Raw genomic sequence first — 20802 nt, forward strand, 5'->3', positions numbered from 1 at the left:
GGCAGGGTCCGGGATTTCCCGGTCCCTGCCGAACCTGTCTTGAAGGGCGGTTTCCTTGCCAGACCTTCCTTCAGGGCATGTTCGAGGTTCGGGAGCCGCGCGGTGGGACGCGTGGCACGAATGGAACCTCACCCCTGCATTCGTAGGCCCGTTCCGGGTGCCCCGATCCGGAACGCGCGCGAAGACGAAAGGTGACTAGACCCCATGGCGCAAGCTTATGTCGGCCAAAAGCGTATCCGGCGCTACTATGGCAACATCCGTGAAGTTCTGGAGATGCCGAACCTGATCGAGGTTCAGAAATCCTCCTATGACCTGTTCCTGAACTCGGGCGAGGGGACCGGCCACAACGATGGCGACGGCATCCAGGGGGTGTTCCAGTCGGTCTTCCCGATCAAGGATTTCAACGAGACCGCGACGCTGGAGTTCGTGAAATACGAGCTGGAGCGCCCGAAATACGACGTGGACGAGTGCCAGCAGCGCGACATGACCTATGCCGCGCCGCTGAAGGTCACCCTGCGTCTGATCGTGTTCGATGTCGACGAGAACACCGGGGCGAAGTCCGTCAAGGACATCAAGGAGCAGGACGTTTTCATGGGCGACATGCCCCTGATGACCCAGAACGGCACGTTCATCGTGAACGGCACCGAGCGCGTGGTCGTCAGCCAGATGCACCGTTCGCCCGGCGTGTTCTTCGACCATGACCGCGGCAAGACCCATTCCTCGGGCAAGCTGCTGTTCGCCTGCCGGATCATTCCCTATCGCGGCAGCTGGCTCGACTTTGAATTCGACGCCAAGGACCTGGTGTTCGCGCGGATCGACCGTCGCCGGAAGCTGCCTGTGACGACGCTGCTCTATGCCCTGGGCATGGATCAGGAAGCCATCATGGATTCCTTCTACGAAACGGTCAGCTACACCCTGCGCCGCGAGGGGCGCGAGCAAGGCTGGGTCACCCGTTTCTTCCCCGAGCGCGTGCGCGGCACCCGTCCCGCCTATGACCTGGTGAACGCCGATACCGGCGAGGTCATCACCAAGGCCGGCGAAAAGGTCACGCCCCGCCTGGTCAAGAAGCTGCTGGAAACGGAAGAACAGCTGAACCTGTTCGTGCCGTTCGAGCGCATCGTCGGCCGCTTTGTCGCCAAGGACCTGGTCAATGACCAGACCGGCTTCATCTATGCCGAGGCCGGTGACGAGATCACCGCCGAGTACAACAAGGACGGCGAGCTGTCGGGTGGCCTGCTGAAGGTCCTGCTGGACAACGACATCACCGAGGTCCCGGTTCTGGATATCGACCATGTCAACGTGGGTCCGTACATCCGCAACACCATGGCGGCGGACAAGAACCTGGGCCGCGAAGGCGCGCTGATGGACATCTATCGCGTCATGCGCCCAGGCGAGCCGCCCACCGTCGAGGCCGCGCAGACCCTGTTCAACAGCCTGTTCTTTGACAGCGAGCGCTATGACCTTTCGGCTGTTGGCCGGGTCAAGATGAACATGCGCCTGGACCTGGACGCCCCTGATACGCAGCGCACGCTGCGCCCCGAGGACATCGTGGCCTGCGTTCACGGCCTGGTGGAACTGCGCGACGGCAAGGGCGAGATCGACGACATCGACCACCTGGGCAACCGCCGGGTGCGTTCGGTCGGCGAGCTGATGGAAAACCAGTACCGCGTCGGCCTGCTGCGCATGGAGCGTGCCATCCGCGAACGCATGTCCGGCGTCGAGATCGACACCGTCATGCCGCAGGACCTGATCAACGCCAAGCCGGCGGCGGCGGCGGTTCGTGAATTCTTCGGCTCCAGCCAGCTGTCGCAGTTCATGGACCAGACCAACCCGCTGTCGGAAGTGACGCACAAGCGTCGCCTGTCGGCCCTCGGGCCGGGCGGTCTGACGCGCGAGCGTGCGGGTTTCGAGGTTCGCGACGTTCACCCGACCCATTACGGCCGGATGTGCCCCATCGAGACGCCCGAAGGCCAGAACATCGGTCTGATCAACAGCCTTGCGACCTTTGCACGCGTCAACAAATACGGCTTCATCGAAACCCCGTACCGCAAGGTGATCGAGGGCAAGGTGACCGACGACGTCGTCTACATGTCGGCGACCGAGGAAATGCGCCACACCGTGGCACAGGCCAATGCGACGCTGGATAGCGAAGGCAACTTCGTGGACGAGCTGATCTCGACCCGTCAGGCGGGCGACTTCATGCTGAACCCGGTGGACGCTGTCGACCTGATCGACGTGTCGCCCAAGCAGCTGGTCTCGGTCGCCGCGGCGCTGATCCCGTTCCTCGAGAACGACGACGCCAACCGCGCGCTGATGGGGTCGAACATGCAGCGTCAGGCCGTGCCGCTTCTGCGCGCCGAGGCCCCGTTTGTGGGCACCGGCATGGAAGCGACCGTGGCCCGCGATTCGGGTGCGGCCATCATGGCACGCCGCGGCGGCATCATCGACCAGGTCGACGCGCAACGGATCGTGGTCCGGGCGACCGAGAACATGGGTTCGGGCGATGCGGGCGTGGACATCTATCGTCTGCGCAAGTTCAAGCGTTCGAACCAGTCCTCGACCATCAACCAGCGTCCGCTGGTCAAGGTGGGCGAAAAGGTCGTGGCCAACCAGGTCATCGCGGACGGTCCGTCGACCGATCAGGGTGAACTGGCCATCGGCCGGAATGTGGTTGTCGCGTTCATGCCCTGGAACGGCTACAACTACGAGGACTCGATCCTGATCAGTGAGCGGATCCACCGCGACGACGTGTTCACCTCGATCCATATCGACGAATACGAAGTGGCGGCCCGCGACACCAAGCTTGGGCCCGAGGAGATCACCCGCGACATCCCGAACGTCGGTGAGGAAGCACTGCGCAACCTCGACGAGGCGGGCATCGTCTATATCGGCGCCGAAGTCGGGCCGGGCGACATCCTGGTGGGCAAGATCACTCCCAAGGGCGAAAGCCCGATGACGCCGGAAGAAAAGCTGCTGCGCGCCATCTTCGGTGAAAAGGCATCCGATGTTCGCGACACCTCGCTGCGTCTTCCGCCGGGTGCCTATGGTACCATCGTGGAAGTCCGCGTCTTCAACCGCCACGGCGTGGACAAGGACGAACGCGCGCTGCAGATCGAGCGCGAGGAAGTCGAGCGTCTGGCCCGCGACCGTGACGACGAACAGGCGATCCTGGACCGCAACATCTATGCGCGTCTCAAGACCCTGATCCTGGGCAAGGTGGCGCTGAAGGGTCCGAAGGGCCTGAAGGCCAACAGCGAGATCACCGAGGACCTGCTGGGCACGCTGTCGCGCGGCCAGTGGTGGCAGCTGGCGGTGTCCGAAGAGGATATCGCCAAGGAAGTCGAGGCGCTGAACGGCCAGTACGACACCCAGAAGAAGCTGCTGGAAGCCCGCTTCGAGGACAAGGTCGAGAAGGTCCGTCAGGGCGACGATCTGCCGCCGGGCGTGATGAAGATGGTCAAGGTCTTTGTCGCGGTGAAGCGCAAGCTGCAGGCCGGCGACAAGATGGCCGGTCGTCACGGCAACAAGGGCGTCGTGTCCAAGGTGGTCCCGATGGAGGACATGCCGTTCCTGGCGGACGGCACTCCCGTCGACCTGGTTCTGAACCCTCTGGGCGTGCCTTCGCGCATGAACGTGGGCCAGATCCTGGAAACCCACATGGGCTGGGCCAGCCGCGCCCTGGGCCTCAAGATCGACGAGGCGCTGGAAGATTATCGCCGCAATGGCGACATGACCCCGGTTCGCGAGGCGATGCGCATCGGCTATGGTGACGAGCTCTATGCCGAGATGTTCGACAGCCTGGACGACGAGACGCTGCGCGAGCACGCCGGAACGGTGCGCACGGGCGTGCCGATCGCGACGCCGGTCTTCGACGGCGCCAAGGAGGCCGACGTGAACGACGCGCTGACGCGCGCCGGGTTCGACACCTCGGGTCAGTCGGTGGTCTTCGATGGCCGCACGGGCGAGCAGTTCGCCCGCAAGGTCACCGTGGGGATGAAGTACGTCCTCAAGCTGCACCACCTAGTCGATGACAAGATGCACGCCCGTTCCACGGGTCCGTACAGCCTTGTCACGCAGCAGCCCCTGGGCGGCAAGGCCCAGTTCGGTGGCCAGCGTCTTGGCGAGATGGAGGTCTGGGCGCTGGAAGCCTACGGTGCCGCCTACACGCTGCAGGAAATGCTGACCGTCAAGTCGGACGACGTCGCCGGCCGCACCAAGGTCTACGAGTCCATCGTCAAGGGCGAGGACAACTTCGAGGCTGGCGTGCCGGAATCGTTCAACGTGCTGGTCAAGGAGGTCCGGGGTCTGGGCCTCAACATGGAACTCCTGGATGCGGACGAGGAGGAGTGAGGGGGCATCCCCTCACCACCCCTTCCTCCGTGCCCTTCATTAGGAATTGAGAATGAACCAGGAACTCGCCACCAACCCCCTGAACCCGCTGGCCCCGCCGCGGCAGTTCAATGAAATCAAGATCTCGCTGGCCTCGCCCGAAGAAATTCTGGCCTGGTCCTTCGGCGAGGTGAAGAAGCCCGAGACCATCAACTACCGCACGTTCAAGCCCGAGCGTGACGGCCTGTTCTGCGCGCGCATCTTTGGTCCGATCAAGGACTATGAGTGCCTGTGCGGCAAGTACAAGCGCATGAAGTATCGCGGCCTGGTCTGCGAGAAATGCGGCGTCGAGGTGACCCTGCAGAAGGTCCGCCGCGAGCGGATGGGCCATATCGAACTGGCAGCGCCCGTCGCGCATATCTGGTTCCTGAAGTCGCTGCCGTCGCGCATCGGCCTGATGCTGGACATGACGCTGCGGGACCTGGAGCGGATCCTCTACTTCGAGAACTATGTCGTCATCGAGCCGGGTCTGACCGACCTGACCTATGGCCAGCTTCTGTCCGAGGAAGAGTACCTGGACGCGCAGGATAACTTTGGAGCCGACGCCTTCCAGGCGGATATCGGTGCGGAAGCCATCCGAGCGATGCTGGCCAACATCGACCTGGCGGCGACCGCCGACCAGCTGCGCGAGGACCTGAAGGCCGCCACCGGCGAGCTGAAGCCCAAGAAGATCATCAAGCGGCTGAAGATCGTCGAGAGCTTCCTGGAATCGGGCAACCGTCCGGAATGGATGGTCCTGACGGTGATCCCGGTCATCCCGCCGGAACTGCGCCCGCTGGTCCCGCTGGACGGCGGCCGCTTCGCGACCTCGGACCTGAACGACCTCTATCGCCGGGTGATCAACCGGAACAACCGCCTCAAGCGGCTGATCGAGCTGCGTGCGCCCGACATCATCGTCCGCAACGAAAAGCGGATGCTGCAGGAATCTGTCGATGCGCTGTTCGACAACGGCCGTCGCGGCCGCGTCATCACGGGCAACAACCGTCGCCCGCTGAAGTCGCTGTCGGACATGCTGAAGGGCAAGCAGGGCCGCTTCCGCCAGAACCTTCTGGGCAAGCGCGTCGACTTTTCGGGTCGTTCGGTCATCGTGACCGGCCCCGAGCTGAAGCTGCACCAGTGCGGCCTGCCCAAGAAAATGGCGCTGGAGCTGTTCAAGCCGTTCATCTATTCGCGGCTTGAGGCGAAGGGTCTGTCCAGCACCGTCAAGCAGGCCAAGAAGCTGGTCGAGAAGGAACGCCCCGAGGTTTGGGACATCCTGGACGAGGTCATCCGCGAGCACCCGGTCCTGCTGAACCGTGCGCCCACGCTGCACCGTCTTGGTATCCAGGCCTTCGAGCCGATCCTGATCGAAGGCAAGGCGATCCAGCTGCACCCGCTGGTCTGTTCGGCCTTCAACGCCGACTTCGACGGCGACCAGATGGCCGTGCACGTTCCGCTGTCGCTGGAAGCGCAGCTGGAAGCGCGCGTCCTGATGATGTCGACCAACAACGTGCTGTCGCCCGCCAACGGCGCGCCGATCATCGTGCCGTCGCAGGACATGGTCCTGGGCATCTATTACGTCACGATGATGCGTGAGGGCATGAAGGGCGAGGGCATGGCCTTCGCCAACGTGGACGAGGTCGAGCACGCCCTGGCCGCGGGCGAGGTGCATCTGCACGCCAAGATCACCGCGCGCATCAAGCAGATCGACGAGAACGGCAACGAGGTCCTCAAGCGCTACGAGACCACGCCGGGCCGCATGCGGGTCGGTGCGATCCTGCCGATGAACGCCAAGGCGCCCTTCGAGCTGGTGAACCGCCTGCTGCGCAAGAAGGACGTGCAGCACGTCATCGACACCGTCTACCGCTACTGCGGCCAGAAGGAATCGGTGATCTTCTGCGACCAGATCATGGGCCTGGGCTTCAAGGAGGCCTTCCGTGCCGGCATCAGCTTCGGCAAGGACGACATGGTCGTGCCCGACAACAAGTGGTCGATCGTCGAGGAGGTCCAGGACCAGGTCAAGGAATTCGAGCAGCAGTACCTGGACGGCCTGATCACCCAGGGCGAGAAGTACAACAAGGTCGTGGACGCCTGGTCGAAGTGCAACGACCGGGTGACCGAGGCCATGATGTCCACCATCTCGTCCAGCAAGCGCGACGAGAAGGGCGCCGAAATGGAGCCGAACTCGGTCTACATGATGGCACATTCGGGTGCCCGTGGCTCGGTCAACCAGATGAAGCAGCTGGGCGGCATGCGCGGCCTGATGGCCAAGCCCTCGGGCGAGATCATCGAGACGCCGATCATCTCGAACTTCAAGGAAGGTCTGACCGTTCTTGAATACTTCAACTCGACCCACGGCGCCCGGAAGGGTCTGTCGGACACCGCGTTGAAGACGGCGAACTCGGGTTACCTGACCCGTCGCCTGGTCGACGTGGCGCAGGACTGCATCATCCGCGAGCACGACTGTGGCACCGAACGCGCGATCACGGCCTCGGCCGCGGTCAACGACGGCGAGGTCATCAGCCCGCTGAGCGAGCGCGTTCTGGGCCGGACCGCTGCCGAAGACGTGCTGGTTCCGGGCGAGGACGAGATCATCATCCGCGCCAACGAGGTGATCGACGAACGCAAGGCCGACGCCATCGAAGTGGCGGGCGTGCAGTCCGTGCGCATCCGGTCGGCCCTGACCTGCGAATCCGAGGACGGGATCTGCGCGCTCTGCTATGGCCGCGACCTGGCCCGCGGCACGCTGGTCAACATCGGCGAGGCTGTCGGCATCATCGCCGCGCAGTCGATCGGCGAACCCGGCACGCAGCTGACGATGCGGACCTTCCACATCGGCGGCATCGCGCAGGGTGGCCAGCAGTCGTTCCAGGCCGCTTCGCACGAGGGCACGGTCCAGTTCCGCAACGAAAGCATCCTAGCCAACGCCAATGGCGAGCAGGTCGTGATGTCGCGCAACATGCAGCTGATCGTCATGGACGACCAGGGGCAGGAACGCGCCAGCCACAAGCTGTTCTACGGCTCGAAGTTGTTCGTGAAGGAAGGCGAGCGCGTCATCCGCGGCGCCAAGCTGTTCGAATGGGACCCCTATACCCTGCCGATCATCGCGGAGAAGGGCGGCATGGCCAAGTTCGTCGACCTGATGTCGGGGATCTCGGTCCGCGACGAGACCGACGACGCGACCGGCATGACCCAGAAGATCGTGACCGACTGGCGGTCGGCGCCCAAGGGCAACGACCTCAAGCCCGAGATCATCATCATGGACGCCAGCGGCGAACCGGTGCGCAACGACCAAGGCAATCCGGTCAGCTATCCGATGTCGGTGGATGCCGTGCTGTCGGTCGAGGACGGCCAGGACATCCGCCCCGGCGACGTGGTGGCGCGCATTCCGCGCGAAGGCGCCCGGACCAAGGACATCACCGGGGGTCTTCCCCGCGTGGCGGAACTGTTCGAGGCCCGTCGTCCCAAGGATCACGCGATCATCGCGGAAATCGACGGCTATGTGCGGTTCGGCAAGGACTACAAGAACAAGCGCCGCATCAGCATCGAGGCCGCCGAGGAAGGCGTCGCTCCGGTCGAGTACATGGTGCCCAAGGGCAAGCACATCCCGGTGCAGGAAGGCGACTTCGTGCAGAAGGGTGACTATATCATGGACGGCAACCCGGCGCCGCATGACATCCTGCGCATCATGGGGATCGAGGCCCTGGCCGACTATCTCATCGACGAGGTGCAGGACGTCTATCGACTGCAGGGCGTGAAGATCAACGACAAGCACATCGAGGTGATCGTTCGCCAGATGCTGCAGAAGATCGAGATCCTGGACAGCGGCGACACCACGCTGCTGAAGGGCGAGCACGTGGAGCGCGACGAGTTCGAGGAAGAGAACGCCAAGATCGAAGCGCGCGGGGGCCGCAGGGCCTCGGGCGAGCCGGTGCTGCTGGGCATCACCAAGGCTTCGCTGCAGACCCGCAGCTTCATTTCGGCGGCCTCGTTCCAGGAAACGACGCGGGTGCTGACCGAGGCGGCCGTTCAGGGCAAGCGCGACAAGCTTGTCGGCCTGAAGGAGAACGTCATCGTCGGCCGCCTGATCCCGGCCGGCACCGGTGGCGCGACCAGCCGCGTGCGCCGCATCGCGACCGAGCGGGATGCCGAGGTGATCGAGGCCCGTCGGGCCGAGGCCGAGGCGGCTGCCGCCCTGGCCGCGCCCGAGCCCACCATGGGCACCACGGCGCCCGAGACGATGACCGACAGCGCGATCGCCGATCTGCCGGAAACCAACGGCGAGGAGTGATCCGACCCGCACGACCTGTGAAAGGCCCGGCCCCCAAGCCGGGCCTTTCTGCATGAAGGCCCCACATTCTTGCAGGACGTGAATCTTGACGCTTGCCTGGGGCAGGGCCGGGGCCTAACCCTTCGGGGGAAGCATCCAAGGCCGTTCCCCCTCATGCGCACGCCCCTGATCTCTCCCTCTCGCCGGGTCCGGCCCGCCTCCATCCAGACGCAGCCCCTGCAGCCGGGCGACAACCTGCGCGGGGCGGGGCTGATGACGCTGTCGATGATGGGGTTTTCCTGCAACGACGCGGTCATCAAGTTCGTGACGCAGGACATGCCGCTCTATCAGGCGATCACCCTGCGGGGGCTTTTCGTGATGGCGGCGCTGGTCGTGCTGGCCTCGCGCAGCGGCGGGCTGCAGTGGCGCATCGACCGCCGCGCGCGCATGCCCATGATCCTGAGGCTGGTGGGCGAGGTGGCGTCCACGCTGCTGTTCCTGAACGCCCTGCAGCGCATGGCGATCGGCGACCTCACCGCGGTCATGCAGTCGCTGCCGCTCGTGGTGATGCTGGGCGCGGCGCTGTTCTTCAAGGAAAGTCTCGGCTGGCGGCGGCTGGTCGCCGTGGGCGTCGGTATGGCGGGGGTGTTGATCATCCTGCGGCCGGGCAGCGGCACCTTCGGGATCTGGTCGCTTGTGGCGCTGGCCGCCATGCTGATGGTCGCGCTGCGGGACCTGGCCACGCGGCAGTTCGGGCGCGAGGTCAGTTCCACCACCATCGCCTTCTACGCCGCGGTCCTGGTGACGCTGACAGGGTTCCTTCTCAGCCTGGCGCAGGGCTGGATCATGCCCGATGTGCAGCACGTCCTGCTGCTGATCCTCAGCGGCAGCTTTCTGACGGTGGGCTATATCAGCGCGGTCGCCGCCATGCGGGTCGGAGAGATCTCGGCCGTCGCGCCCTTCCGCTATACCTCGCTGCTGGCGGCGATCCTTCTGGGGCTGGTGGTGTTCGGCGACTGGCCGGACCTATGGACATGGGTGGGATCCGGGCTGGTGATCGGCGCGGGGATCTACACGATCTGGCGCGAGGCTCAACTGGGACGGCGGCACTGATGCGGGTGCAGATGCTGGGATTGTGCCGTTTTTCCTATCTGGGGCTGCGGGGCTATCAGGTCGAACATGACACGATCGAGGCGCGGCGCGCCTATCTTTACGACCCGGACCGCCTGGAACGCCGCTGGCAGTGGTTCACGACCGTCGCTGTGCCGGGATGGCAGGCGCAGACGGACCCCGATTTTACGCTGGTGGTGATGACCGGCCCGGACCTGCCCGAGCCATGGCTGGGCCGGCTGCACGAGCTGTGCCGGCAGCTGCCCCAGCTGCGGCTGGAGCTGGTGCCGCCGATGGAGTTTCACCTGCAGGCCTGCCGCGCCGCCGTGGCGCCGCATGTCGACCCTTCGGCCGAGGTGATCGGCCATTTCCGGCATGACGACGACGACGCGGTGGCCGTGGATTACGTGGGCGAGACCCGGCGCGACTTTCGCAAGGTGAAGGCGCTGTGGAAGTCCGAAGGCAAGCTGGCGCTGGACTATGGGCGCGGCCTGATGATCGAGGTCAAGGAGGGGCAGTTGAAGATCACCCCGCGCCTTTGCCACAATATGGGGGTCGCGCTGACGATCTTCCTGTCTCCCGACGCGCCCGAAACCGCGCTGAACTACAACCATGCCCAGCTGGCCCAATGGATGCCCTGCGTGCAGGTCAACAGGCCGCTGATGTTCCTCCGGTCGATCCACGGCGACAGCGACTCGGGAGACATGGGGCCGGGTCTTCCCTGGCAGCCGGAGGAGGCGACGCTGAACCGGCTGCTGCGCCAGCGCTTTGGCGTGACCCGGGCGGCGCTGAGCGAGCTTGCGGCGCGGCTTGGCTGACGGACAGGAGCAGGGCGGGGCAGGGGCGCCCAGGTTGACAGCACCAAGGATTCCCCTTATAGCCCCGCTACCCGGCGGGAAACCGTTTCGGGAACCAGAACCTGTGAGGTCACGATCCGGGCCGAATCGCCCCGATCCTCTGGAATTACGCCCGTCAGCCCCTTTTGGGCCGGACGGGCTTGGTATTTTGCGATTCGCGCAAGATGCCGTCGAGAAGCGGCGCAACCAGATCGGTTGCGAGTATTGACAGAGCAAGACGGGGAACCGAATGCCGACGATCCAACAGCTGATCCGCAAACCGCGGCAGCCGAAAGTGCAGCGCTCGAAGTCGCAGCACCTTCAGGGCTGCCCGCAGAAGCGCGGCGTCTGCACGCGCGTCTACACCACGACGCCGAAGAAACCGAACTCCGCTATGCGTAAGGTGGCCAAGGTCCGCCTGACGAATGGCTTCGAGGTCATCTCCTACATTCCGGGCGAAAAGCACAACCTGCAGGAACACAGCGTCGTGCTGATCCGCGGCGGCCGCGTGAAAGACCTTCCGGGTGTCCGTTACCACATCCTGCGCGGTGTGCTGGATACCCAGGGCGTCAAGGATCGTCGCCAGCGTCGTTCGAAATACGGCGCGAAGCGTCCGAAGTAAGGAGAGGCATCAATGTCCCGTCGTCACGCCGCTGAAAAGCGCGAAGTCCTGCCCGACGCCAAATTTGGCGATCGCGTGCTGACCAAATTCATGAACAACCTGATGGTTGACGGCAAGAAATCGACCGCCGAGCGGATCGTCTACAGCGCGCTGGAGCGCGTGCAGACCCGCCTGAAGCGCGAGCCGATCGAAGTCTTCCACGAGGCGCTGGAAAACGTGAAACCTTCGGTCGAGGTGCGTTCGCGCCGCGTCGGTGGTGCCACCTACCAGGTCCCGGTCGAGGTTCGCCCGACCCGCCGCGAGGCGCTGGCCATCCGCTGGCTGATCACGGCCGCCGCCAAGCGCAACGAGAACACGATGGAAGAGCGCCTGGCGGGCGAGCTGTCCGATGCGGTCAACGGCCGCGGCACCGCCGTCAAGAAGCGCGAAGACACGCACAAGATGGCCGACGCCAACAAGGCGTTCAGCCACTACCGCTGGTAAGGCGAAAGGATCCGACCCATGGCACGCGAATATCAGCTTCCGCGTTATCGCAACTTTGGCATCATGGCCCACATCGATGCCGGGAAAACGACGACGACCGAGCGCATCCTTTTCTACACCGGCAAGTCGCACAAGATCGGCGAAGTGCATGATGGCGCCGCGACCATGGACTGGATGGAGCAAGAGCAGGAGCGCGGCATCACGATCACGTCTGCCGCGACCACCACGTTCTGGCAGCGCCAGGAAGACCCCACCACCGAGGGGACTTCGGACACCAAGTACCGCTTCAACATCATCGACACGCCGGGCCACGTCGACTTCACCATCGAAGTCGAGCGTTCGCTGGCTGTTCTGGACGGCGCGATCTGCCTGCTGGACGCCAACGCCGGCGTCGAGCCGCAGACCGAGACCGTCTGGCGCCAGGCCGACCGCTACAAGGTTCCGCGTATCGTCTTCGTCAACAAGATGGACAAGATCGGCGCGGACTTCTTCAACTGCGTCCGCATGATCAAGGACCGCACCGGCGGCATTCCCTGCCCGATCGCATTCCCGATCGGCGCCGAGGACAAGCTGGAAGGCATCGTCGACCTGATCAAGATGGAAGAGTGGGTGTGGCAGGGTGAAGACCTTGGCGCCAGCTGGATCCGTCAGCCGATCCGCGACGACCTGAAGGACCTGGCCGACGAGTGGCGCTCGAACCTGATCGAGCTGGCCGTCGAGCAGGACGATGCCGCGATGGAAGCCTATCTGGACGGCACCGAGCCCGACGAGGCTACCCTGCGCGGTCTGATCCGCAAGGGCACGCTGTCGCTGTCCTTCTTCCCGGTCACCGCCGGCTCCGCGTTCAAGAACAAGGGCGTGCAGCCGCTGCTGAACTCGGTCATCGACTTCCTGCCCTCGCCGCTGGACGTGCCCGCCTATATGGGCTTCACGCCGGGCGACGAGAGCGAGACGCGCAACATTGAGCGTCGCGCCGATGACAGCCAGCCCTTCTCGGGCCTGGCCTTCAAGATCATGAACGACCCCTTCGTCGGCTCGCTGACCTTCACGCGCATCTATTCAGGCGTGATGAAGAAGGGCGATCAGATGCTGAACGCCACCAAGGGCAAGCGCGAGCGCGTCGGCCGCATGATGATGATGCACTCGATCAACCGCGAGGAAATCGAGGAAGCCTTTGCAGGCGACATCATCGCGCTGGCCGGTCTGAAGGACACGACCACGGGCGACACGCTTTGCGATCCCGCCAGCCCCGTCGTTCTGGAAACGATGACCTTCCCCGAGCCGGTGATCGAGATCGCCGTCGAGCCCAAGTCGAAGGCCGACCAGGAGAAGATGGGCTTGGCCCTTCAGCGCCTGTCGGCCGAGGACCCGTCCTTCCGCGTCGAGACCGACATCGAGTCGGGCCAGACGATCATGAAGGGCATGGGCGAACTTCACCTCGACATCCTGGTCGACCGCATGAAGCGCGAGTTCAAGGTCGAGGCGAACATCGGTGCCCCGCAGGTGGCCTATCGTGAAACGATCTCGACCCAGGCCGACATCGACTACACGCACAAGAAGCAGACCGGTGGTACCGGCCAGTTCGCGCGCGTGAAGCTGACGATCACCCCGACCGAGCCGGGCGAAGGCTATTCGTTCGAAAGCAAGATCGTGGGCGGCGCCGTGCCCAAGGAATACATCCCGGGTGTCGAAAAGGGCATCAAGTCGGTGATGGACTCGGGCCCGCTGGCGGGCTTCCCGGTGATCGACTTCAAGGTCGCCCTGACGGATGGTGCGTTCCACGACGTCGACTCCTCGGTGCTGGCATTCGAGATCGCGGCCCGTGCCGCGATGCGCGAAGGCCTGCGCAAGGCCGGCGCCAAGCTGCTGGAGCCGATCATGAAGGTCGAGGTGGTGACGCCGGAGGAATACACCGGTTCGATCATCGGCGACCTGACCAGCCGTCGCGGCATGGTGCGTGGCCAAGACAGCCGCGGCAACGCCAATGTCATCGACGCCTTCGTGCCGCTGGCCAACATGTTCGGCTACATCAACAACCTGCGTTCGATGTCGTCTGGCCGGGCCGTGTTCTCGATGCAGTTCGACCACTACGAGGCCGTGCCGCAGAACATCTCGGACGAGATCCAGAAGAAATACGCGTGATCTTGCGGCGGGGCCTCGGCCCCGCCACTTTACCTGCATTGACGAACAAGGAGCCATTCCATGGCAAAGGCAAAGTTTGAACGGACGAAACCGCACGTCAACATCGGGACCATCGGTCACGTTGACCACGGCAAGACGACGCTGACGGCTGCGATCACGAAGTATTTCGGCGAATTCCGCGCCTATGACCAGATCGACGGCGCGCCCGAAGAGAAGGCCCGCGGGATCACGATCTCGACCGCGCATGTGGAATACGAGTCCGAGTCGCGCCACTATGCGCACGTGGACTGCCCGGGCCACGCCGACTACGTGAAGAACATGATCACCGGTGCCGCCCAGATGGACGGCGCGATCCTGGTCGTGAACGCCGCCGACGGCCCGATGCCGCAGACGCGCGAGCACATCCTGCTGGGTCGCCAGGTGGGCATCCCCTACATGGTCGTCTACCTGAACAAGGTCGACCAGGTGGATGACGAGGAGCTGCTGGAACTGGTCGAGATGGAAGTCCGCGAGCTTCTGTCCTCCTACGACTATCCGGGCGACGACATCCCGATCATCAAGGGTTCGGCGCTGGCCGCGATGGAAGGCCGCGATCCCGAGATCGGCGAGAACTCGATCCGCGCGCTGATCGCCGCCGTCGACGAATACATCCCGACGCCCGAGCGCGCCGTGGACCAGCCCTTCCTGATGCCGATCGAGGACGTGTTCTCGATCTCGGGCCGCGGCACCGTGGTGACCGGCCGCATCGAGCGTGGCGCCGTCAACGTGGGCGACGAACTGGAGATCGTGGGCATCCGCGACACCCGCAAGACCACCTGCACGGGCGTCGAGATGTTCCGCAAGCTGCTGGACCGCGGTGAGGCAGGCGACAACGTGGGCGTGCTGCTGCGCGGCATCGACCGCGACGGCGTCGAGCGCGGCCAGGTGCTGTGCAAGCCCAAGTCGGTGAACCCGCACACCAAGTTCGAGGCCGAGGCCTATATCCTGACCAAGGAAGAAGGCGGCCGTCACACGCCGTTCTTCGCGAACTACCGCCCGCAGTTCTACTTCCGCACCACGGACGTGACCGGGACCGTCCGCCTGCCGGAAGGCACCGAGATGGTGATGCCGGGCGACAACCTGAAGTTCGAGGTCGAGCTGATCGCCCCGATCGCCATGGAAGAGAAGCTGCGCTTCGCCATCCGCGAAGGCGGCCGCACCGTCGGCGCAGGCGTCGTATCCAAGATCATCGAGTGATGATCCCGCTGCGCCGCCCCGGCGGCCGCAGCAGCAACGCCGGCTGATCCTATGGAATGCCGCATCGAGAGCCGCCCTTCAGGGCGGCTCTTTTGCTATATGGGCATGACCAAAAGTCGCGTTGACCGGCGGCCCGGTTCCAGCGACACTGGGATCTCAGGACAGGACGAGATCAAGCTGATGTGCCAGATCTTTGCGGGGCAGCACCCGGATCGCTACGAGACAGTGACACGGCGCCTGCGCCTGAACGGGCAGTCGACCTCGATCCGGCTGGAGCGCGCCTTCTGGCATATCCTGGACCGGATCGCGGCGCGGGAGGGCGTCACAACGCCGGCCTTCATCTCCAAGCTGCACGCTGAGGTTCTGGAGCTTCATGGCGAGGCGCGCAACTTCACCTCGCTTCTGCGCTGCGCCTGCACGATCCATCTGGGCGAAGAGGACGTCATGCCAGCGGCCATCGCGGCCGAGTGATCGTAAAATTGCGCCTGTAGTAATCTGATACTACCCGGCCGCTCGCGCGATTTCCTAGGCTTGATCCATAAGGCAAGCAAGGGAGGCCCCGATGGCCAAGTACATCCACTCGATGATCCGCGTCCTGGACGAAGCGCGCTCGGTCGAATTCTATGACCGGTGCTTTGGGTTGAAGGTTGCCGAGCGGCTGGATTTCGACAGCTTCACGCTGATCTACCTTGCCAATGACGAGAGCGAGACCGAGCTGGAGCTGACGGTCAACAAGGGGCGGACCGAGCCCTATGACTTGGGCGATGGCTATGGCCACGTCGCCTTCTCGGTTCAGGATGTCGATACCCTGCATGCCAATCTGACGGAGGCTGGCCTGGCGCCGCGCAAGCTGGTGGATTTCGCGCCGGGCGGCGAGGTGATCGCGCGCTTTTTCTTCATCAAGGACCCCGACGGCTACGAGATCGAGGTCCTGCAGCGGGGCGGCCGCTACAAGTAATTCCCTTGTCGATCCCTTGGGGGAGGGGGCGGCACGGGCATAACAGGGAGGAGGAACCATGTCCCAACTGAAGAAACAGGGGCTGACCCGGCGTGCGCTGTTGTCGCGCGCCGTGGCGGCCGGAGCCTTGGCGGTGACGGGTGCCGGCTTTGTCGCCGCACCCGACGCGGCCTGGGCGGTCGAGGTCACCGTGATCAGCGAACACGAGATGGCGACGCTGCTGCAGATGGCCCGCGACATCTATCCGCATGACCGTGTCGGCGACCGCTTTTATGCCATCGCGGTCAAGGGCTATGACAGCCAGGACAGCAAGGCCATGGTCGCGGAAGGTGTCGCCGCGCTGGATGCCGCGGCACAAGCTGCGGGGTTCGACAACTATCTTGCGGCCGGTTGGGAGGATGACCGGGTCGCGATCCTGCGCAGCGTCCAGGACAGCGCCTTCTTCCAGACGGTCAGGGGCGGCCTGGTGACGGGCCTCTACAACCAGAAAGAGGTCTGGCCGATCTTCGGCTACGAGGGTGAGAGCTTCTCCCAGGGCGGTTACATCGACCGTGGCTTCGACGACATCGACTGGCTGTAAGGAGGCTCGGACCATGGCAACAGCAGCAAAATTCGATCTGAGCGACAATAATGTGGTCGTCATCATCGGCACCGGTGCGGGCGGCGGCGTCCTGGCCAACGAACTGGCCCAGAAGGGCGTCAAGGTCGTGGCCCTGGAGGCCGGCGGGCGTTACCTGCCCGAGGATTACATCAACGACGAATGGGAGAGCTTTGGCCAGCTTGCCTGGACCGATCCGCGCACAACCAGCGGCGACTGGCGGGTGGCCAAGGACTTCAGCGGGCTTCCGGCCTGGATCGTGAAGGCGGTCGGCGGCACGACGACCCACTGGGCCGGCGCCTCGATCCGATTTCAGGAGCATGAATGGAGGGCCTTGACCACCTATGGGGCTGTCGAGGGCGCGAACCTGCTGGACTGGCCCATCGACGCGGCCGAGATGGCCCCGTGGTATGAGAAGGCCGAGACCAAGCTGGGCGTGACCCGCACCGGTGACCGGGCCGGGCTGCCGGGGAACAACAACTTCAAGGTCTTCGAGGCCGGCGCCCGCGCGATCGGCTACAAGGAGGTTCATACCGGCAAGATGGCGATCAACAGCGCCGATTATGACGACCGCCCGGCCTGCCAGCAGACCGGCTTTTGTTTTCAGGGCTGCAAATGGGGCGCCAAGTGGTCGGCCGCCTATACCGACATCCCCAAAGGCGAGGCGACCGGCAACCTGGAGGTGCGTGACCATTCCCATGTCGCACGCATCCTGCACAACGACCAGGGCCGCGTGACGGGCGTCGAGTATTTCGACAAGGATGGCAATTTGCAGATGCAGGCCGCCCGGATCGTGGCGGTGGCGGGCAACAGCTTTGAAAGCCCCCGCCTGCTGCTGAATTCGGCCAGCAGCATGTTCCCGGACGGGCTGGCCAACAGCTCGGGGCAGGTCGGGCGCAACTACATGCGGCACACGACGGGGTCGGTCTATGCGACCTTTGAAAAGCCCGTGCGGATGTGGCGGGGCACGACCATGGCCGGCATCATCCAGGACGAGGCGCGACACGATCCGTCGCGCGGTTTCGTCGGCGGTTACGAGCTGGAGACGCTGTCCCTGGGCCTGCCCTTCATGGCCGCCTTCCTAGATCCGGGCAGCTGGGGCCGCGAATTCACCACCGCGCTGGACGCCTATGAATACACGGCCGGCCTGTGGATCGTGGGCGAGGACATGCCGCAGGAAACCAACCGGGTCACCTTGTCGGATGTCGAGGACAAGTTCGGCCTGAAGGTGGCCAATGTCAATTTCAGCGACCATCCGAACGACGTGGCCATGCGCAACCATGCCTATGCGCAGGGCCAGGCGCTCTACAAGGCGGTGGGGGCGACGCGCACGCTGCCGACCCCGCCCTATCCCTCGACCCACAACCTGGGCACCAACCGCATGTCGGAAAAGGCCCAGGACGGCGTCGTCAACCGGTGGGGGCAGACGCATGACATCGCCAACCTGTTCGTGTCCGATGGCAGCCAGTTCACCACCGGCGCGTCGGAAAACCCCACGCTGACCATCGTGGCGCTGGCGATCCGCCAGGCCGACCATATCGCCCGCGAGATGTCGGCCGGGAACCTGTAAATGCGAAAGGCCGGCAGCGAATGCTGCCGGCCTTTCTAAGTTATCTGCCATCCCGCAGAGACGGAGATATCAGCTCTCGGCCGCGGCCTGGTTCACGCCGCCTTCTGCGATGCGGGTCATGTGCTTGTCGCCGTCGCGGGTGTGGTCCAGGCATTCCTGCAGGGCCGCGCCATCCTCGTCCAGGCCAAGGCGGTTGGCAAAGCTGCGCACGCAGCCATAGCCGGCGATCGCGTAATGGGTCAGGCGCTGGTACTGGGTGATGATCGACGCGTCGCGGGTGTCGTCGTCGCCGTACTGCGTCTCCAGCCCATGCTTGCGCGCCTCGGCCACCAGGCCTTCCATGCCCTTGCAATGTTCGCCGGTCGGATCGACGCCATGGTTGCTGCACAGTTGCGCCAGCGTTTCCATCCCACGGGCGATGCCCTGGTTGCCGGCAATCAGAGCCTCGGATAGCTCGCGCGAGGTGGCGGCGCGGCCCATTTCGGTGACAACGGGCATGGACTGCTTGCAGGCCGAATAGAGGTCCTTCAGTTGGTCCACATAGAGGTCTTTGAGCGAATTGATGGTCATCGGGACGCCTTTTCGTTGGGTGTTGGATTTGCTGTCTCTTCAACGCCGATCTGCCGCCGCCGTTCCAAGGCGGCCGAAAGATCACGGCCGCGCGGCTTGACTCTGGAGCAGGGGCGGGTGAGCACTTCGTCTCCCTTCCGGTTCCCAGCATGAGGCAGCGCCATGTTCGCCTGGTTCGAGCGTCGCATCGACCCCTATCCTGACCAGCCGCCCGCGATGCCGCCGCGGTCGCTGTGGCGTTTCGTCCTGCATTACAGCCGCGGCGCGCTGCCCTGGCTGGTGGCGCTGGCCATCGGTTCCGGCCTGATCGCCGTCATCGAGGTGATGCTGTTCGGCTGGCTGGGAGAGATGATCGACCGCCTGTCCGACACGCCGCGCGACCTGTTCTGGGCACAGGAGGGCCCGCGGATCGCGATCATGGCCGGGGTGCTCCTGGTCGTGATGCCGCTGCTGAATCTGGTCAGCACGCTGATCCTGCACCAGTCGCTGATGGGCAATTTCCCACAGCGGATCCGCTGGCAGGCACACCGCTACTTGCTGCGCCAGTCGGTGGGCTATTTCCAGGATGAATTCGCGGGCCGGATCGCGCAGCGTCTGATGCAAACCTCGCTGGCGGTGCGCGAGGTCGCGATGAAGATCATGGACGTAGGCAGCTATGTCCTGATCTACTTTCTGGGCGCCTTGGCGCTGGCGGCCAGCCAGGATTGGCGGCTGGCGGTGCCCTTCCTACTCTGGGCGATTTCCTACGGGGTGATGCTGTGGCAGATCGTGCCCCGGCTTGGCCGCGTGGCGCAGGCGCAGGCCGATGCCCGCAGCGGGATGACGGGCCGGATCGTCGACAGCTATACCAACATAGCGACGGTCAAACTGTTCTCGCATTCCGACCGGGAAGAACGCTGGATGCGCCATGGCATGGACCGGTTCCTGCAGACCGTCTACAGCCAGATGCGCCTGTCCAGCATCCAAGATATCACGTTGAACCTGATCAATGTCTGGCTGGTGGTGTCGGTCGCAGGGCTGGGGCTGTGGCTCTGGACGCAGGACCAGATCGCGGTGGGCGCGGTGGCCATCGCGGTGCCGCTGGCGCTGCGGCTGAACAACATGGCGCATTGGATCATGTGGGAATTCGCCGCGTTGTTTGAAAATATCGGCACCGTGCGGGACGGCATCACCAGCCTGGCCCTGCCGCGCGAGGTGCGCGATGCGCCGGACGCAGTGCCGCTGCGCCCCGGTCCCGGCGCGGTGAATTTCGACCGCGTGACCTTCCGCTATGGCGGGATGGAGGGCGCGCAGCCAATGGCGGTGCTGGACGACCTGACGCTGCACCTGAAACCGGGCGAGCGGGTGGGATTGGTGGGCCGCTCGGGCGCGGGGAAATCGACGCTGATCAACCTGCTGCTGCGGTTCCACGACATCGAGGGCGGGCGCATCACCATCGACGGTCAGGAGATCGGGCGCGTCACCCAGGACAGCCTCCGCGCGGCGATTGGTGTGGTGACGCAGGACAGTTCGCTGCTGCACCGCTCCGTGCGCGAGAACATCGCCTATGGCCGGCCCGACGCGACCGAGGATCAGATCCAAGCCGCCTTGCGCATGGCCGAGGCCGACGGTTTCGTGCCCGACCTGTCGGACAGCCAGGGGCGGCGGGGCCTGGACGCGCATGTGGGTGAACGCGGCGTCAAGCTGTCGGGCGGCCAGCGCCAGCGCATCGCCATCGCGCGCGTGGCGCTGAAGGATGCGCCGATCCTGATCCTGGACGAGGCGACCAGCGCGCTGGACAGCGAGGTCGAGGCGGCGATCCAGTCGCGACTGGACGCGCTGATGCAGGGCAAGACGGTGATCGCGATCGCCCATCGCCTGTCCACCATCGCCGCGATGGATCGGCTGGTGGTGATGGATCAGGGCCGGATCGTGGAGCAGGGCACCCATTCCGAACTGCTGTTGCGAGGCGGACTTTACGCACGGCTCTGGCAGCGCCAGTCGGGCGGATTCCTGGCAGCCGACGATCAGTTGCAGGAAACGGCCTGACAGGCGAGCGC

14 protein-coding genes are annotated in these 20802 nt (G+C 64.6%); 13 read left to right on the forward strand and 1 reads right to left on the reverse strand.

Annotated elements, in window-relative coordinates; all coding sequences use genetic code 11:
- The first annotated feature begins 204 nt into the window (after window positions 1-204).
- The 12 genes from rpoB (at window position 205) to ACNR9W_RS03905 (ending at window position 18193) form a co-directional block, all read left to right on the forward strand.
- Window positions 205-4350, forward strand: coding sequence for a DNA-directed RNA polymerase subunit beta (gene rpoB, locus ACNR9W_RS03850; protein WP_419270229.1), 4146 nt, complete (start codon window positions 205-207; stop codon window positions 4348-4350).
- Between the two features lie 52 nt (window positions 4351-4402).
- Window positions 4403-8659, forward strand: coding sequence for a DNA-directed RNA polymerase subunit beta' (gene rpoC / locus ACNR9W_RS03855; RefSeq protein ID WP_419270227.1), 4257 nt, complete (start codon window positions 4403-4405; stop codon window positions 8657-8659).
- Window positions 8660-8812: 153 nt separating this feature from the next.
- Window positions 8813-9751 carry a DMT family transporter gene (locus ACNR9W_RS03860; RefSeq protein WP_419270225.1) on the forward strand — a complete coding sequence of 313 codons (939 nt, stop codon included), beginning with the start codon at window positions 8813-8815 and terminating at the stop codon, window positions 9749-9751.
- Window positions 9751-10566 carry a glycosyltransferase gene (locus ACNR9W_RS03865; protein WP_419270223.1) on the forward strand — a complete coding sequence of 272 codons (816 nt, stop codon included), beginning with the start codon at window positions 9751-9753 and terminating at the stop codon, window positions 10564-10566. The genes ACNR9W_RS03860 and ACNR9W_RS03865 overlap by 1 nt, the downstream gene beginning before the upstream one ends.
- Window positions 10567-10834: 268 nt before the next feature.
- Window positions 10835-11206 carry a 30S ribosomal protein S12 gene (rpsL, locus tag ACNR9W_RS03870; RefSeq protein ID WP_022705687.1) on the forward strand — a complete coding sequence of 124 codons (372 nt, stop codon included), beginning with the start codon at window positions 10835-10837 and terminating at the stop codon, window positions 11204-11206.
- Window positions 11207-11218: 12 nt separating this feature from the next.
- Window positions 11219-11689, forward strand: a complete 471-nt coding sequence (rpsG, locus tag ACNR9W_RS03875) for a 30S ribosomal protein S7 (protein WP_111302052.1) — start codon at window positions 11219-11221, stop codon at window positions 11687-11689.
- Between the two features lie 18 nt (window positions 11690-11707).
- Complete coding sequence (gene fusA / locus ACNR9W_RS03880; RefSeq protein WP_419270220.1) at window positions 11708-13831, forward strand: elongation factor G; 2124 nt, start codon at window positions 11708-11710, stop codon at window positions 13829-13831.
- A 60-nt stretch (window positions 13832-13891) separates the two neighbouring features.
- On the forward strand, window positions 13892-15067 hold the full coding sequence (gene tuf, locus ACNR9W_RS03885; protein ID WP_458478505.1) for an elongation factor Tu: 1176 nt from the start codon (window positions 13892-13894) through the stop codon (window positions 15065-15067).
- Between the two features lie 180 nt (window positions 15068-15247).
- Window positions 15248-15538: a ribbon-helix-helix domain-containing protein gene (locus tag ACNR9W_RS03890; protein WP_419270712.1), complete on the forward strand. Its 291-nt coding sequence runs from the start codon at window positions 15248-15250 to the stop codon at window positions 15536-15538.
- A 91-nt stretch (window positions 15539-15629) separates the two neighbouring features.
- Entirely contained in the window at window positions 15630-16025 is a 396-nt protein-coding gene (locus ACNR9W_RS03895; RefSeq protein ID WP_419270515.1) for a VOC family protein, read from the forward strand.
- Window positions 16026-16083: 58 nt separating this feature from the next.
- Window positions 16084-16605 (forward strand): Twin-arginine translocation pathway signal, encoded by a 522-nt coding sequence (locus ACNR9W_RS03900; RefSeq protein WP_419270517.1) that lies wholly within the window; start codon window positions 16084-16086, stop codon window positions 16603-16605.
- A 13-nt stretch (window positions 16606-16618) separates the two neighbouring features.
- A complete protein-coding gene (locus tag ACNR9W_RS03905) occupies window positions 16619-18193 on the forward strand; it encodes a GMC family oxidoreductase (RefSeq protein WP_419270518.1) in 1575 nt (524 codons plus the stop codon).
- 69 nt (window positions 18194-18262) lie between these two features.
- On the opposite strand, the gene ACNR9W_RS03910 is transcribed toward ACNR9W_RS03905, so the two are convergent.
- Window positions 18263-18763, reverse strand: a complete 501-nt coding sequence (locus ACNR9W_RS03910) for a ferritin-like domain-containing protein (RefSeq protein WP_419270519.1) — start codon at window positions 18761-18763, stop codon at window positions 18263-18265.
- A gap of 162 nt (window positions 18764-18925) precedes the next feature.
- On the opposite strand from ACNR9W_RS03910, the gene ACNR9W_RS03915 reads away from it, so the two are divergent.
- Window positions 18926-20791 carry an ABC transporter ATP-binding protein gene (locus tag ACNR9W_RS03915; RefSeq protein ID WP_419270520.1) on the forward strand — a complete coding sequence of 622 codons (1866 nt, stop codon included), beginning with the start codon at window positions 18926-18928 and terminating at the stop codon, window positions 20789-20791.
- Window positions 20792-20802 lie beyond the last annotated feature (11 nt).

The organism is Paracoccus sp. T5 (assembly GCF_048538155.2).
Taxonomy (GTDB): Bacteria; Pseudomonadota; Alphaproteobacteria; order Rhodobacterales; family Rhodobacteraceae; genus Paracoccus.

Coding starts and splice junctions, on each gene's coding strand:
- rpoB (WP_419270229.1), top strand. CDS start 205: ATGGCGCAAGCTTATGTCGGCCAAAAGCGTATCCGGCGCTACTATGGC.
- rpoC (WP_419270227.1), top strand. CDS start 4,403: ATGAACCAGGAACTCGCCACCAACCCCCTGAACCCGCTGGCCCCGCCG.
- ACNR9W_RS03860 (WP_419270225.1), top strand. CDS start 8,813: ATGCGCACGCCCCTGATCTCTCCCTCTCGCCGGGTCCGGCCCGCCTCC.
- ACNR9W_RS03865 (WP_419270223.1), top strand. CDS start 9,751: ATGCGGGTGCAGATGCTGGGATTGTGCCGTTTTTCCTATCTGGGGCTG.
- rpsL (WP_022705687.1), top strand. CDS start 10,835: ATGCCGACGATCCAACAGCTGATCCGCAAACCGCGGCAGCCGAAAGTG.
- rpsG (WP_111302052.1), top strand. CDS start 11,219: ATGTCCCGTCGTCACGCCGCTGAAAAGCGCGAAGTCCTGCCCGACGCC.
- fusA (WP_419270220.1), top strand. CDS start 11,708: ATGGCACGCGAATATCAGCTTCCGCGTTATCGCAACTTTGGCATCATG.
- tuf (WP_458478505.1), top strand. CDS start 13,892: ATGGCAAAGGCAAAGTTTGAACGGACGAAACCGCACGTCAACATCGGG.
- ACNR9W_RS03890 (WP_419270712.1), top strand. CDS start 15,248: ATGTGCCAGATCTTTGCGGGGCAGCACCCGGATCGCTACGAGACAGTG.
- ACNR9W_RS03895 (WP_419270515.1), top strand. CDS start 15,630: ATGGCCAAGTACATCCACTCGATGATCCGCGTCCTGGACGAAGCGCGC.
- ACNR9W_RS03900 (WP_419270517.1), top strand. CDS start 16,084: ATGTCCCAACTGAAGAAACAGGGGCTGACCCGGCGTGCGCTGTTGTCG.
- ACNR9W_RS03905 (WP_419270518.1), top strand. CDS start 16,619: ATGGCAACAGCAGCAAAATTCGATCTGAGCGACAATAATGTGGTCGTC.
- ACNR9W_RS03910 (WP_419270519.1), bottom strand. CDS start 18,763: ATGACCATCAATTCGCTCAAAGACCTCTATGTGGACCAACTGAAGGAC.
- ACNR9W_RS03915 (WP_419270520.1), top strand. CDS start 18,926: ATGTTCGCCTGGTTCGAGCGTCGCATCGACCCCTATCCTGACCAGCCG.